This window comes from Novosphingobium marinum (genome assembly GCF_013408095.1).
In the GTDB taxonomy this organism is placed as follows: Bacteria; Pseudomonadota; Alphaproteobacteria; order Sphingomonadales; family Sphingomonadaceae; genus Novosphingobium; species Novosphingobium marinum.
In genome coordinates, this window is record NZ_JACBZF010000001.1 from 915091 (window position 1) to 928834 (window position 13744).

Sequence of the window (13744 nt, forward strand, 5' to 3'; positions counted from 1 at the left end):
CCCAGTGAACGCTTTTTTGCTAGTGCTGTTCCCGCACTCGTCGCGCAAGCGGATGCCGCGCGTTGACGAGCGCCACGAGCCGCGCGCTGTCGACGTGAGTGTAGATTTGCGTGGTAGAGATATCGCTGTGTCCGAGCAGCGTCTGCAGCACGCGCAAGTCCGCCCCGCCCTCCAGCAGGTGGGTGGCAAAGGCATGGCGCAACACGTGAGGCGATACCTTTTCCGGCGCCAGTCCGCCCCTGACAGCCAGATCGCGGAGCAGCTGAAACAGGCGCACCCGGCTGAGATGCCCGGCCTTGCCACGCGATGGGAACAGGTACCGTCCGCCCTTCGGCCTGACGATGAGCCAGCGCGACAGCGCTTCGCCGGCACGCCCGCTGACCGGCACGAGTCGCTGCTGCCCCCCCTTGCCGGTTATCGAGAGGAACGGGGCATCGCGCGGGATGGCCGACAGGGGTAGCGATACGAGCTCGCTGGCGCGCAGGCCCGATCCATAGAGAAGTTCCAGCAGTGCAAGCATCCGGACCGCTTCGGGCTTGCCGCTTGCCGCCTCGTCCTCCGCGCATGCCAGCAGGGCCTCGACTTCCTGATGGGCGAGCAGCCTGGGAAGCGGGCGTCGCTGCGCGGGCCTCGGCAATGCCGCCGAGGGATCGTCGTCACGCAGACCCTCGTCCGCCAGGTAGCCGTAGAACTGCCGCAAGGCCGAACAGCGCCGCGCAAGGCTCGACGCGGCAAGGCCCGACCACGCCTGCCCCAGCGAGGCGAGATCGCCGGCACCGGCATTGGCAAGGTCTCCGATCGCCTCGCTCGCCGCAGCAAGGTCGCGGCGGTAGGCGTCGAGCGTATTAGCGGCGGCTCCGCGTTCGGCGGCCAGCATCGCGAGGAAGCCCTCCACCTCGCCGCTCATGCCCGCATCCTCAGGCGCGCGCGACCGCCTCGGTCGCGATCATCCGCGCTTCCGCCTCGAGGCCGACCCGGCGCAGCGCGGAAACGATGTGATAGAGATAGCGCGGTGTCATCTTGTCCCAGCCCGAGCCCTGCATCCCCAGCCCCGCCAGCAATGCGACGAGTGTCGGGTTGTTTACCTCGGCGGCGCGATCGATGGCCTGGCTCCAGCGCGAGTTGTGCGAGAGGCCGATTTCCAGACGCTGCGCGAAATCGGTCGCCGTGTCGTCGCTCACGCGCCCAAGACCCGCCAAAGCGGCAAGCAGGAATGCCGACTTGCGCGCGTCTTCGCTGTCATCGTTGTCGAAGAAAGTGTCCAGCGCGCCGCGATCCACCGCGTTCGACGATGACGGCGCGGCCAGCGCCAGCAGCGCCCAAGCCTGGCTGCCGTTCTCGGCTAGCGACGCCCAGCGCATCGCGTTCCTGTCCAGGCCCGCCGTCAGCATCGACGCGATAAGGTCCGGCGCGGCATCGGCGAAATCCTCGCTGACCGGCAGGCGAGCGGCGGCATGCGATGTCAGGACCTGGCGCGAATAGCGTTCCGGCTCGCCGGCAGTGCTGTTCCACAGACCCTGTATGGCCGCGAACCGGGCAGCGGGACTGGCCGCGACGTAGGCATCGCGCAGATTTTCCGCGCGAGCCGACCACTCGTCGTCGATATCCGGATCTGCGTAGAGCTGGCCGTAGAGATCGATCATCGCCGTGCTCGAGAGCACGCCCGCTCCGGCGGCGCGATCGGCAGCCTGCGCACGACGCGAAAGCCCGAGCATCGGCGCGAGCGCGGCCATGTAGGCATAGCGGGGAGAGGCCTCGTCCATCAGCCTGTCGGGGGGGTGAAGACCGGTGGCGACGGTCAGGCCGTATCGCCAGGGCGTCATCTCGGTGACTTCGTCCCACTCGATGGTCACGGCGCGCCGCGCCTTGCCGGCAGCACCGACGTACTTCTGGGCGAGCAGGAGATCGACGCGTGGCATCGATTCCCGCGCGAGTTGTCGATCGAGGCGCGACAGCGCGCTGCGGCTCTCGCCCTTGAAGGCATTGCAGATCTGGCGCGCGACTTCCCATTGCGGATCGTCTCGGCTCTGCCCTTGCGTGGATATGGAAGGGCAGACGCCCGTGAAGTCGGCCGTCGCGACATAGGCGTCGAAAGCGGCGTCGCGCAGTTGCGGAGAATAGCTGCCGGTGTCGATATCCTGGACCATCGCCCGAGCGGCTTCGGCCTCGCCCATGCGCAGGAGAAGGCGGGCGCGCAGCGCGGCGAACTCGACGGGGTCCATGTTGGCAGGTGCGGCTAGCCGCGAAGCAAGCGCACGGCGCAGCAGGATATGTCCCCAGCGCGACACCATCATGCCGCGATTGCCGGCCAGCGTGGCGCGGACCAGCGAAGCATCCTGCCCGGCAACCGAACCTGCGGAAAAGCCGCCCTCGGCCTCGCCCACGATGCCCACGTTTGAAAGCGAACGGCGGGCAGCGGGCGGGATGTCGAACTTGGGTTTCAGGCCCAGCGCGTCCTCGAGCTCCTCGGGCGAAAGCGTCTCGAGCTCTTCGAGCGTCGGCAGCCGGTCGAGGTAGTCGCTCGACGCAGTGGACGACGGGGCCGATTGCGAAGATTGCGCCGACGAACCCGTGGAACCTCCCGGGATCGGCTGCACGACCGGGTTCGAAACCGTCGCCGGGCCCGAGCCGCCTGAATTGCCTGTCGCGCGCGGGGCCGGCGTGGGGGCCGGCGCAGGTGCCGGAGCGGGCGCCGGGGCCGGGTTTTCGAAGCCGGGAGGCAGCAGCGATTCGGGCGCGTCCTGCGCCATCGCCCACGCCGAGGTCATCGCCAGCGCGGCACCTCCCAGGAATCTCGCCTTGTTCATGCGGGCAGATCCGGAACGGGTACCGGCTCGACGATCGGCGCTACCGGTTCGCGACCGGCATCGTGCCATGCCAGTACGATGAGAAGGATCAGGAGGGCCGCAAGCCCGGTCGCGATCCACCCCCAGCGCATAGTTTCCGTCACCCACTCATTCCTTGTCGCCCGCCGGCAGTCAGGCGATCCGGTTAGCAAACGCATCCGGGCATGGGAAGGCCGCAGCACCGGCCTTCGGGTTCGTGCTGGATTGCACGCAACGCGCGTTCTATAGGCACCCGCGCAATGGACACGACAGACAAGACGCTCTCGGCAGAGGAACTGGCGAAGATCAACGGCGGCATGGACAGGCCGATAGTGCTGGTCGGCATGATGGGCGTGGGTAAATCGAGCGTGGGCAAGCGTGTCGCCGGTGCGATCGGATGCGATTTCGTCGATGCCGACGAGGAGATCGAGCGATCCGCGCAGATGACTATCCCCGAGATTTTCGAGAACTTCGGCGAGGACTATTTCCGCGACGGCGAAAGGCGCGTGATCGCCCGCCTTATCGAGGAAGCCGATGGCGCCATCGTGATCGCAACGGGCGGCGGGGCTTTTTGCAACGAGGAGACCCGGGCGCTGATCCTCGACAAGGCGATCCCCGTATGGCTCGACAGCGATATCGATACGCTGGTCGAACGCACATCGCGCAAGGACAATCGCCCGCTGCTGAAGGAAGGCGACCCGCGCGAGATTCTCACAAGGCTGCGCAGCGAACGTGAGCCCTTCTATTCGCGCGCGCCGATCCACGTCATCAGCGAAAGCGGGCCGCATGCCCATACCGTCGCGAAGGTCCTGAAGGGGATCGCGCAATGGCTGTAGTGCCCGTCGATATCGCGGCCCGACCCTACGAGGTCAGGATCGAGGCGGGGTTGCTTGCCGAACTCGTGCCGCATTGCAAGGTCCTGCTGCGCAAGCGCGACGTCCCGATCGTAACCGACCGCAACGTGCACAACGCCTGGGGCGACATGGTCGACGGCGCGCTGCGCGCGGCAGGGCACGAACCGCGCTGGCGCATCCTCCCGGCGGGCGAGGAAAGCAAGAGCTGGCACCACCTGTCGAGCCTCGTCGACTGGCTTCTCGATCTGGGTGTCGAGCGGGGCGACCACGTCCTCGCACTCGGGGGCGGCGTCATCGGTGACCTTACCGGATTCGCGGCGGCGATCCTTAAACGAGGCTGCAACTTCATCCAGCTGCCCACCACCCTGCTCGCTCAGGTCGATTCGAGCGTAGGCGGCAAGACCGCGATCAATACCGGCGCGGGCAAGAACCTCGTCGGCGCATTTCACCAGCCCGCGCTCGTGCTGGCGGACCTTGCCGTGCTTGACACCCTCCCGGATCGGGAACTGCTGGCAGGCTACGCCGAAGTCGTGAAGTACGGCCTCATCGGCGATCCCGATTTCTTCGCGTGGTGCGACGCGAACGGTCATGCCCTGCTCTCCGGCGAGGCGGAGATGCGCGAATACGCCGTCGCCACCAGTGTCAGGGCGAAAGCGCGCATCGTGGCCGAGGACGAGCGCGAGACGAGCGGGACGCGCGCACTTCTCAACCTCGGCCATACTTTCGGACATGCGCTGGAGGCGGAAACCGGTTTCTCCTCGATCCTGCTGCATGGCGAAGCGGTGGCCCTCGGAATGGTCCTGGCCGCACGCTATTCCGCACGGCGCGGACACATGGCGCATGCGAGCGCGGAGCATGTCGCGTCGCATCTGGCAGAAGCGGGACTGCGCTCGGAACTCACGTCGCTCGGCCTCGATTGCGACGGCAGGACCCTGGTGGGCCACATGCTTCACGACAAGAAGATGGACGCGGGCACCCTGCCGTTCGTGCTCATGAACGGGATAGGAAAGGCCTTCCTGGCGCGCGACGTAGACCTCGACGACGTGTCCGCCTTCCTCGACGCGGAGCTGGCGCGGCAGTGAAGCCGCAGGAACGGTAGAGCATGCCGGCGCGTTGACCTTGCAAGGGAAACGCAAAAGAGGACCGACCATGCCGGCCAAATCGAAAGCACAGCAAAAAGCCGCCGGGGCGGCACTTTCCGCCAAGCGCGGCGACACCAAGGTCAGCGACCTTCAGGGCGCCTCGAAGGAAATGTACGATTCGATGAGCGAGGACCAGCTCGAGGATTTTGCCGAGACCGAGCGCAAGGGGAAACCCGAGCACGTCGACGACGACTGATCGTCAGAAAAGGCGCGCGCCGTTCGGAACCTTGCGATCCGGCGCGAAGAGGACGACGCGCCCTTCCTCGTCCGCGAAGCCGAGGGTCAGGACTTCGGACAGCGCCTTGCCGATCTGGCGCGGCGGAAAGTTAACGACCGCCGCAACCTGCCTGCCGGCAAGTTCGACCGGCGCGTAGAGAGCCGCGATCTGCGCACAGCTTTTCCTGATGCCGATCGCCGGACCGAAATCGATCTTCAGCCTGACGCTCGGTTTGCGTGCCTCGGGATAGGGCTCGGCCTCGACGATCGTTCCGACGCGGATGTCCACAGCCAGAAAATCGTCGAAACCTATCTCCGGTGCCGCCTCGGCCTCGGGATCGTGTTCGAGATGCATTATTCGAGTTCGAGGATGATCTCGTCGACGGCGAGGCTGTCGCCCGCCTTGGCGCTCAGGCTCTTCACCGTGCCCGCCTTCTCGGCGCGCAGGATGTTCTCCATCTTCATCGCCTCGACGACCGCAAGCGGCTGGCCTGCCTCGACGCTGTCGCCTTCCTCGACGTGGAGGGAGACGAGCAGCCCCGGCATCGGGCACACGAGGTACTTCGACATGTCGGGCGGGATCTTCTCGATCATGTGATCGGCAAGGTGCGACACCGTCGACGGCAGGAGGTCGACCTTGTGGACCGCGCCGCGCGTCGTCATCCTGAGGCCCGTGCGCGTCGGCTCGATCTTGATGCCGAGCGGCTCGCCATCAACTTCGGCCGCGACCAGCTTGTCGCCGGGCGAATATTCCATCGCCAGTTCGACCGGCTCCCCGTCAAGGAGCAGCGCCTCGTCGGTGATCTCGACGAGGTAGGACGTTCCGGCAAGGGTGGCGGTCCACGAAACTGTCGGCTCGAGGTTCTCGGCAAGCTGGCCGTTTACCCGGCGCGCGCGGTCCGAGCGCGCTGCGGCGATGAAGCCGGCGACGGCGGCAATCTTCTCGTGCAGGTCCTCGGACGCCTCGGCGCCCTGGAAACCATCGGGATACTCCTCGGCGATGAACCCGGTCGTCAGCTCGCCCGCGCGGAAACGGGGATGCTGCATGATCGCGGAGAGGAAATCGATGTTGTGGCCCAGCCCCTCGATCACGAAGGCGTCGAGCGCCGCGACCTGCAGGTCCGCCGCCTCGTCGCGCGTTTCGCCCCAGGTAACGAGCTTGGCGATCATCGGGTCGTAGAACATCGAGACTTCGCCGCCTTCCGTGACGCCGTCGTCCACGCGCACCCCGCCCACGCCGCGCGCGTTGTAGGCATCGTCGTCCTCGCCATCGTCGACCCAGCCCGGAACGGGAGGACCGTAGCGGACAAGCCGCCCGGTGGACGGCAGGAACCCGCGGTAAGGGTCTTCGGCGTAGACGCGGTTCTCGATTGCCCAGCCGTCGATCTTCACGTCGGCTTGCGTCATTTCGAGCTTCTCGCCCGCGGCGACGCGGATCATCTGCTCGACGAGGTCGACGCCGGTGATTGCCTCGGTAACCGGGTGTTCGACCTGCAGGCGCGTGTTCATCTCGAGAAAGTAGAAGCTCTCGCCCGTCTTGTCCGCGCCCGACACGATCAGTTCGACCGTGCCCGCGCTGTAATAGCCAACCGCTTCGGCCAGCGCGACGCACTGCTCGCCCATCGCCTTGCGCATCTTCGGCGTGACGAACGGCGATGGCGCTTCCTCGACCACCTTCTGGTGGCGCCGCTGGATCGAGCATTCGCGCTCGTTCAAGTAAAGGATGTTGCCGTGCTTGTCGCCGAGGATCTGGATTTCGATGTGGCGCGGGTCCTCGATGAACTTCTCGATGAAGACGCGGTCGTCACCGAAGGAATTGAGCCCTTCGCGCTTCACGCTCTCGAAACCTTCGCGAACATCCTTCTCGGTATAGGCAAGGCGCATGCCCTTGCCGCCGCCGCCGGCGCTGGCCTTCATCATCACCGGGTAGCCGATGTCGTTCGATATCTCGACCGCATGGTCGGTATCGCGGATTTCGCCGACGAAGCCCGGCACGACGTTGACGCCGGCTTCCCTTGCCAGCTTCTTCGATTCGATCTTGTCGCCCATCGCGGCGATCGCTTTCACCGGCGGGCCGATGAATTCGATGCCCGCTTCGGCAAGAGCCTCGGCGAAGCTGGTGCGCTCCGACAGGAAGCCATAGCCGGGGTGGACCGCTTCGGCTCCGGTCTGCTTGCACGCCTCGATGATCTTGTCGGCGATCAGATAGCTTTCGGAAGCCGGGGGCGGGCCGATGTGCACTGCCTCGTCCGCCATTTCGACGAAGGGCGCGCGCGCATCGGCGTCCGAGTAGACTGCGACGGTCTGGATTCCCATGCGGCGGGCGGTCTTGATGACACGACATGCGATTTCGCCGCGGTTGGCAATCAGGATCTTCTTGAACATCGGCTTCCTATTGTTCGACCAGATATTGCAATTGCTGGGTCCGCTCCTCGGTCAGCTTGCGCTTGCACGTCGCGACGAGAAGAGGCTCGAGAGAGCCGCCCCGTGCCCAAAATCCTTCGCTGGCGCAATGGGCGTCGCGATATTTTAGCCAGGCCCGTTGCGCCTCAAGCAACGTTTCGAAGTAGCCCGGACGGTCGTCGTATGCGCGATCGAGGCGCGCATCGCGCTCTTTCATCGCCGCGACAGTCCTCGGCCACTGCCGGTTGAGTGCTGCGTCGGCAGCTTCGTAGGACTTCGCGGCGCACCAGTTCATTTCCTGCTGCACCTGCGGATCGTCGCAATTCCATTGCGGCTGCGCCGCGACAAGCAGGATAGCGACCAGCACTGCAGTCAGACCTGGTCGAGGGCTTGCGACAAGTCGGCAATGATGTCGTCGATATGCTCGATCCCTACCGAGACGCGCACTACGTCCGGCCCGGCTCCGGCCTCGATCTGCGCGCCTTCCTCAAGCTGGCGATGCGTGGTCGAGCTGGGATGGATGATGAGCGAGCGGGTGTCGCCGATGTTGGCGAGATGGCTGAACATCTCTACCGCCGAGACAAGCTTTACGCCGGCATCGTACCCGCCCTTCAGGCCGTAAGTGAACACCGCCCCGCCCTTGCCGCCCAGGTACTTCTGAGCGAGCACGTTGTACGGATCGGTCGGCAGTCCGGCATACGACACCCATTCGATTTTCGGGTGCTCCTTGAGCCAGGAGGCGAGCATGAGCGCGTTCATGCAGTGCCGTTCCATGCGCAGCGCCAGCGTTTCCATACCCGTGAGTGCGAGAAACGCGTTCATCGGCGAGAGCGCCGGCCCGAGATCGCGCAAGCCGAGCGCACGGCAGGCGACGATGAAGCCGAGTTCGCCGAGCGCATCGGTAAAGGTCATGCCGTGATACGATGGGTTCGGCTCCGTCAGGTACGGGTACTTGCCCGCCCCCTTCCAGTCGAACTTGCCGGAATCGACGATCAGGCCACCGATGGCGTTTCCGTGGCCATTGAGGAACTTGGTCGCCGAATGGACGACGATGTCGGCGCCATGGTCGATCGGACGGCACAGGAACGGCGTTGCCATGGTATTGTCGACCACGAGCGGCACCTTCGCCTCGTGCGCGACTTTCGCGATTGCCTCGATGTCGGAGACGATGCCGCCGGGATTGGCGAGACTTTCGATGAAGACCGCGCGGGTCTTGTCGTTGATGGCGGCCGCGACGTTCGCGGGATCGTCGGCATCGACGAAATGCGTGGTCCAGCCCATGCGCTTGAAGGCGTGGCCCATCTGGTTGAGCGAGCCGCCGTACAGCTTCTTCGCCGCCACGATCTCGCAGCCCGGCTCCATCAGCGTGTGCATGACCACGAGTTGCGCGGCGTGACCGGAAGCGACGGCCAGCGCGCCGACACCGCCCTCGAGAGCGGCGATCTTCATTTCGAGCGCGCCGTTGGTGGGGTTCATGATCCGCGAATAGATGTTCCCGAATTCCTCGAGATTGAACAGCCGCGCGGCATGATGGACATCGTCGAAGACGTAGGACGCGGTCTGGTAGATCGGGGTAATCCGCGCCTTCGTCGTGGGATCGGGCTCGCACCCTGCATGGACGGCAAGGGTTTCCGGTTTCTCGCTCATGAAATCGCCTCCCTGTTCGCGCGCGCCGGCCCCGAGCGGGCGGCGGCATGGCCCCGAAGGGCCTCGGTATAGTGCGGAACCCCGCGCCTGTCGCCCTCTCCTTCTATCAAACTTGCGAATGCGTCGCAGATTCGGTTCAGCGCTGCGTCGTCGAGGTCGCGCAAGGGGCACCGATAGACGCCAATGGTGAAGAGGACCGCACCGGTTGCGGGAAGTCGACGCAGCGTCTGGCGTTCGCAGCGCAGGAAAAGCGCATCGCCGGCATTCGCGGGCGTGACATGCACAAAACGCTCTGCGGGATCGTCCGCCGGCAAGTAGCGCAGGTTGTCGGAGGCAACCACGAACCAGTTCGCACGCCCCCATATTTCGCCGGGTCGGAGGTTTTCGATAAACCTGTCGACTCCCGCTGCAAGTTGCTCGGCATAACCCTGAATCGGTGCGTGAACTTCGGGCAACGTCAGGCCCATCTTGTCGCCTAGCCGCCAGTCGGTCGGAAAGGCGACCGCGCCGCCGGTCAGGCGATAGGTCCCGCCGGCATCGCGCGTGAGAACGCAAAGGTCTTCCCAGACCGAGCGCGCCGCATCTTCGAGACCACCGGCGACGCCAAGCAGTTCGGCAACTTCCCGCGCCGCGTCTTCCCCCTCCGGACGGACTTCCACGCTGTCAGGGTGCTCGTCGAAATGGCCGGCCCGGACCGAAAGATCGGGTGTGGGGTCCAGCCACCCCTCCTCGGAAAGCCGTGACAGCCCCATGCGCAGGACGCCTCCGCCCCTGGCACGGGGCAGCAGCGCCGCCGCGCCGAAGCCGAGTGTCACTCGGCGGCTTCCAGCTCGTCTCCGACAGGCGGCATGTTGTGGCCAAGGAGGCGCAGCACGTCTGCGGCGGCCTCGACCACGTTTGAGCCGGGGCCGTAGATGCCCTGCACGCCCTTGCTCTTGAGGAATTCGTAGTCCTGCGGCGGGATAACGCCGCCCGCGACGACCTTGATATCGGCACGCCCCGCACCCTTCAGGTGCTGGATCAGCTCGGGGATCAGGGTCTTGTGACCGGCTGCGAGCGAGGAGGCACCGACCACGTCGACGTCGTTCTCGATCGCCATCTTCTGCGCCTCTTCGGGCGTCTGGAACAGCGGACCGGAGACGACTTCGAAGCCCATGTCGGTAAAGGCCGACGCGATCACGTTGGCGCCGCGATCATGTCCGTCCTGGCCCATCTTGGCGACGAACAGGCGCGGCTTGCGGCCAAGACGGCGCTCCACGGCCTCGACACCCTCGACGACCTGGCGGTAGCGATCATCCTCGGCGTAGGCCTTGCCGTAAATGCCCTTCACCGGCGTCGGGACCGTGTCGTAGCGCCCGAACGCAGCTTCCATCGCGTCCGAAATCTCGCCGAGCGTCGCGCGCTGGCGCGCGGCCTCGACCGCGAGCGCGAGCATGTTGCCATCGGCCTTCGCACCTTCGGTCAGCGCTTCGAGCGCGGCGCGGCACTTCGCCTCGTCGCGGGCTTCGCGGTTGCGCCTGATGCGGGCGATCTGCGATTCGCGGACCTTGTGGTTGTCGACCTCGAGTGTGTCGATCGGGTCTTCCTCATCCTTGCGGTACTTGTTGACGCCGACGATGACGTCCTCGCCCTTGTCGACACGCGCCTGCTTGGCGGCGGCAGCTTCCTCGATCCGCTGCTTGGGAAGGCCGCTCGCCACCGCCGTGGTCATACCGCCGAGATCGTCGACTTCCTTGATGAGCTTCGAGGCGTCCTCGAAAAGCTGCTGGGTAAGCGCCTCGACGTAGTACGAGCCGCCCAGCGGATCGACGACGTTGGCGATGCCGCTTTCCTCGGCAATCACGATCTGGGTGTTGCGCGCGATCCGGGCAGAGAAGTCGGTCGGCAGCGCGATCGCCTCGTCGAGGGCGTTGGTGTGGAGCGACTGCGTACCGCCCAGCGTCGCGGCCATCGCCTCGATCGTGGTGCGGATGACGTTGTTGTAGGGATCCTGCTCCTGTAGCGAGACGCCCGAAGTCTGGCAGTGGGTGCGCAGCATCTTGGAGCGATCCTGCTTCGCGCCGAGATCGTCCATCACGTGGTACCACAGCTTGCGCGCGGCACGCAGCTTGGCGACTTCCATGAAGAAATTCATGCCGATGCCGAAGAAGAACGAGAGGCGGCCGGCGAACTTGTCAATGTCGAGCCCCGCGGCCATCGCGCGCTGCACGTACTCCTTGCCGTCGGCGATGGTGTAGGCGAGCTCCTGTACCGCCGTCGCGCCAGCCTCGTGCATGTGGTAGCCCGAGATCGAGATCGAGTTGAAGCGCGGCATGTTCTCGGACGTGTAGGCGATGATGTCCGACACGATCCGCATCGAGGGTTCGGGCGGATAGATGTAAGTGTTGCGGACCATGAACTCCTTGAGAATGTCGTTCTGGATGGTTCCCGAAAGCTGCGCCTGGTCGACGCCCTGCTCCTCGCCCGCGACAATGAAGAACGCGAGCACGGGAATAACCGCGCCGTTCATCGTCATCGATACCGACATGTCCTGGAGCGGGATGCCGTCGAACAGGATTTTCATGTCCTCGACCGTATCGACCGCGACACCCGCCATGCCGACGTCCCCGACGACGCGCGGATGATCGGAATCGTAGCCCCGGTGCGTCGCGAGGTCGAAGGCGACCGAAAGCCCCTTCTGCCCGGCGGCGAGGTTGCGGCGATAGAACGCATTCGACTCCTCGGCGGTCGAGAAACCCGCGTACTGCCGGATCGTCCATGGGCGGCCCGCGTACATGCTGGCCTTCACGCCGCGCGTGAACGGCGCGAAGCCCGGCAGGCCCGGATCGGCTGAGTCCTCTTCGGTGTAGAGCGGTTTGATCGCGAAGCCTTCGGGCGTGTGCCAGGTCAGGTCGCGGCCCTTCACCTCCTTGTCGGCAAGGGTTTTCCAGTCTTCGGTGGTCGGTTTGTCGGTCATCGCTCTACACTCGCAATACTGTCATGCTGAACTCGTTTCGGCATCCACGTCCCGTGATGCCGGTTTCGGCTCAGTGCGCCTCTTTCGGGGTTTCCATGATCTCGGTCAGCTGTCCGCCCATGTCCCTGGGATGGACGAAGAAGATGAGGGTGCCGTGAGCCCCGATGCGCGGCTCGCCGAGTACGCGCTTGCCAAGGCCTTCGAACCATGCCTTCGCCTCGTGGATGTCGGGCACTTCGTAACAGACGTGGTGCTGGCCGCCCAAGGGGTTCTTGTCGAGCCACTTGCCCACCGCCGAGTCGGCCTCGGTCGGCTGGAGCAGCTCTACCTGCGTGCCGGCAGTCGGTTCGCCATTTGGGCCATTCTCGCCCGGCGTGTTGACGAAGCAGACGCGCACTTTCTGGCTTTCGAGGACGAACGGCTCGGTAATGTCGGTCGCGCCCATCACGTCGCGATAGAACGCTATCGACGCATCGAGGTCCGGCGTCGCGACGCCGATGTGGTTCATCCTGCCAAGCTTCATTCGACGTTCTCGATCACCATCGCGATGCCCTGGCCGCCGCCGATGCACATGGTGATGAGGCCGTAGCGGCCACCGATGCGCTTGAGTTCGTACATCGCCTTGACGGTGAGGATAGCGCCGGTCGCGCCGATCGGGTGGCCGAGCGAGATGCCCGAACCGTTGGGATTGGTCTTCGCCGGATCGAAACCGAGCTGCTTGGCGACGCCGCAGGCCTGCGCCGCGAACGCCTCGTTCGATTCGATCGTGTCCATCTGGTCGAGCGAGAGTCCGGCGCGCTCGAGCGCGATCGGCACCGCCTTGACCGGGCCGAGGCCCATGACCGAAGGTTCGACGCCCGCGTGGCCCCACGAGACGATGCGCGCCAGCGGCTTCTTCCCGTGCTTCTCGGCCGCCTCGGCGGTAGCGAGCACGACTGCCGCGCCGCCGTCGTTCAGACCGGATGCATTCCCCGCCGTGACCGTTCCGTCCTTCTTGAACACGGGCTTCAGGCCGGCCATCGCCTCGATCGTGGCATCGCCGCGTACGTGCTCGTCGTGGTCGAAGACGGTCGTGCCCTTGCGCGACTTGATCTCTACCGGGACGATCTGTTCCTTGAAGTAGCCCTCGGCCACGGCCTTGGCGGCGCGCTTCTGGCTCTCGACGGCCAGCTCGTCCTGCTGCTCGCGCGTGATCTGGCACTGGTCGGCGATGTTTTCCGCCGTAATGCCCATGTGGATGTTCTCGAACGGATCGTGCAGCGCGCCGAGCATCGCATCGGTCAGCTCGATCGAGCCCATCTTGCTGCCGAAGCGCGCGGCAGATGTCATGTGCGGGGCATTGGACATGCTCTCCGCGCCAGCGCCGACAGCGACCTGTGCCTCGCCCAGCTTGAGGAACTGCGCCGCCGAGACGATGGCCTGCAGGCCCGAACCGCACAGGCGGTTGACGGTCATCGCAGGCGCCTCGATCGGGATACCGGCCTTTACCGCAGCGACACGCGCGATGTAGGCGTCGGCCGGTTGCGAGGGAACGACGTTGCCGACGACGACCTGCTGCACGTCGGAGGCCTCGAGGCCCGAGCGCGAGATCGCCTCGCGAATGGCGATTTCGCCGAGTTCGGCGGGGCGAAAACCTTTCAGCGATCCGCCGAAGCTTCCGATGGGAAGGCGGGCGCCGGAAAGGATGACGACTTCGTTCAT

General features: G+C 65.5%; 14 protein-coding genes. 3 read left to right on the forward strand and 11 right to left on the reverse strand.

What is annotated here, in order from left to right; genetic code table 11:
* Positions 1-19: 19 nt before the first annotated feature.
* Genes FHS75_RS04420 through FHS75_RS04430 form a run of 3 tightly spaced genes read right to left on the reverse strand, consistent with a single transcriptional unit; the run spans position 20 to position 2950 of the window.
* A complete protein-coding gene (locus tag FHS75_RS04420) occupies positions 20-907 on the reverse strand; it encodes a tyrosine recombinase (RefSeq protein ID WP_179406471.1) in 888 nt (295 codons plus the stop codon).
* A 10-nt stretch (positions 908-917) separates the two neighbouring features.
* Entirely contained in the window at positions 918-2807 is a 1890-nt protein-coding gene (locus tag FHS75_RS04425) for a hypothetical protein (RefSeq protein ID WP_179406472.1), read from the reverse strand.
* Positions 2804-2950, reverse strand: coding sequence for a hypothetical protein (locus tag FHS75_RS04430; RefSeq protein WP_179406473.1), 147 nt, complete (start codon positions 2948-2950; stop codon positions 2804-2806). The genes FHS75_RS04425 and FHS75_RS04430 overlap by 4 nt, the downstream gene beginning before the upstream one ends.
* A 135-nt stretch (positions 2951-3085) precedes the next feature.
* Here FHS75_RS04430 and FHS75_RS04435 point away from each other — a divergent pair, with 135 nt between their 5' ends.
* The 3 genes from FHS75_RS04435 to FHS75_RS04445 all read left to right on the forward strand — a co-directional run bounded on the left by FHS75_RS04435 (position 3086) and on the right by FHS75_RS04445 (position 5017).
* A complete protein-coding gene (locus tag FHS75_RS04435; protein ID WP_179406474.1) occupies positions 3086-3661 on the forward strand; it encodes a shikimate kinase in 576 nt (191 codons plus the stop codon).
* Complete coding sequence (gene aroB / locus FHS75_RS04440; RefSeq protein ID WP_179406475.1) at positions 3652-4761, forward strand: 3-dehydroquinate synthase; 1110 nt, start codon at positions 3652-3654, stop codon at positions 4759-4761. Before FHS75_RS04435 ends, aroB begins: the two co-directional genes overlap by 10 nt.
* A 67-nt stretch (positions 4762-4828) precedes the next feature.
* Positions 4829-5017 (forward strand): DUF3008 family protein, encoded by a 189-nt coding sequence (locus tag FHS75_RS04445; RefSeq protein WP_179406476.1) that lies wholly within the window; start codon positions 4829-4831, stop codon positions 5015-5017.
* A 3-nt stretch (positions 5018-5020) separates the two neighbouring features.
* Here FHS75_RS04445 and FHS75_RS04450 read toward each other — a convergent pair whose 3' ends face one another.
* From FHS75_RS04450 to FHS75_RS04485, 8 genes are all read right to left on the reverse strand, one after another.
* Positions 5021-5392 carry a tRNA-binding protein gene (locus FHS75_RS04450; protein ID WP_179406477.1) on the reverse strand — a complete coding sequence of 124 codons (372 nt, stop codon included), beginning with the start codon at positions 5390-5392 and terminating at the stop codon, positions 5021-5023.
* Positions 5392-7422 carry an acetyl-CoA carboxylase biotin carboxylase subunit gene (locus FHS75_RS04455; RefSeq protein WP_179406478.1) on the reverse strand — a complete coding sequence of 677 codons (2031 nt, stop codon included), beginning with the start codon at positions 7420-7422 and terminating at the stop codon, positions 5392-5394. Before FHS75_RS04455 ends, FHS75_RS04450 begins: the two co-directional genes overlap by 1 nt.
* 7 nt (positions 7423-7429) lie before the next feature.
* Entirely contained in the window at positions 7430-7807 is a 378-nt protein-coding gene (locus tag FHS75_RS04460) for a lysozyme inhibitor LprI family protein (protein WP_229735492.1), read from the reverse strand.
* A gap of 5 nt (positions 7808-7812) precedes the next feature.
* Positions 7813-9087, reverse strand: a complete 1275-nt coding sequence (locus tag FHS75_RS04465; protein WP_179406479.1) for an O-acetylhomoserine aminocarboxypropyltransferase — start codon at positions 9085-9087, stop codon at positions 7813-7815.
* Positions 9084-9902 carry a heme-dependent oxidative N-demethylase family protein gene (locus tag FHS75_RS04470; protein WP_179406480.1) on the reverse strand — a complete coding sequence of 273 codons (819 nt, stop codon included), beginning with the start codon at positions 9900-9902 and terminating at the stop codon, positions 9084-9086. The genes FHS75_RS04465 and FHS75_RS04470 overlap by 4 nt, the downstream gene beginning before the upstream one ends.
* Positions 9899-12043 (reverse strand): methylmalonyl-CoA mutase, encoded by a 2145-nt coding sequence (gene scpA, locus FHS75_RS04475; protein WP_179406481.1) that lies wholly within the window; start codon positions 12041-12043, stop codon positions 9899-9901. The genes FHS75_RS04470 and scpA overlap by 4 nt, the downstream gene beginning before the upstream one ends.
* A gap of 70 nt (positions 12044-12113) precedes the next feature.
* Positions 12114-12566 (reverse strand): methylmalonyl-CoA epimerase, encoded by a 453-nt coding sequence (gene mce, locus FHS75_RS04480; RefSeq protein ID WP_179406482.1) that lies wholly within the window; start codon positions 12564-12566, stop codon positions 12114-12116.
* Positions 12563-13744, reverse strand: coding sequence for an acetyl-CoA C-acyltransferase family protein (locus FHS75_RS04485; protein WP_179406483.1), 1182 nt, complete (start codon positions 13742-13744; stop codon positions 12563-12565). The genes mce and FHS75_RS04485 overlap by 4 nt, the downstream gene beginning before the upstream one ends.

Bases quoted from the DNA above. Each gene is read 5' to 3' on its own strand.
- FHS75_RS04420 (WP_179406471.1), bottom strand. From the start codon at position 907: ATGAGCGGCGAGGTGGAGGGCTTCCTCGCGATGCTGGCCGCCGAACGC.
- FHS75_RS04425 (WP_179406472.1), bottom strand. From the start codon at position 2,807: ATGAACAAGGCGAGATTCCTGGGAGGTGCCGCGCTGGCGATGACCTCG.
- FHS75_RS04435 (WP_179406474.1), top strand. From the start codon at position 3,086: ATGGACACGACAGACAAGACGCTCTCGGCAGAGGAACTGGCGAAGATC.
- aroB (WP_179406475.1), top strand. From the start codon at position 3,652: ATGGCTGTAGTGCCCGTCGATATCGCGGCCCGACCCTACGAGGTCAGG.
- FHS75_RS04445 (WP_179406476.1), top strand. From the start codon at position 4,829: ATGCCGGCCAAATCGAAAGCACAGCAAAAAGCCGCCGGGGCGGCACTT.
- FHS75_RS04450 (WP_179406477.1), bottom strand. From the start codon at position 5,392: ATGCATCTCGAACACGATCCCGAGGCCGAGGCGGCACCGGAGATAGGT.
- FHS75_RS04455 (WP_179406478.1), bottom strand. From the start codon at position 7,422: ATGTTCAAGAAGATCCTGATTGCCAACCGCGGCGAAATCGCATGTCGT.
- FHS75_RS04465 (WP_179406479.1), bottom strand. From the start codon at position 9,087: ATGAGCGAGAAACCGGAAACCCTTGCCGTCCATGCAGGGTGCGAGCCC.
- scpA (WP_179406481.1), bottom strand. From the start codon at position 12,043: ATGACCGACAAACCGACCACCGAAGACTGGAAAACCCTTGCCGACAAG.
- mce (WP_179406482.1), bottom strand. From the start codon at position 12,566: ATGAAGCTTGGCAGGATGAACCACATCGGCGTCGCGACGCCGGACCTC.
- FHS75_RS04485 (WP_179406483.1), bottom strand. From the start codon at position 13,744: ATGAACGAAGTCGTCATCCTTTCCGGCGCCCGCCTTCCCATCGGAAGC.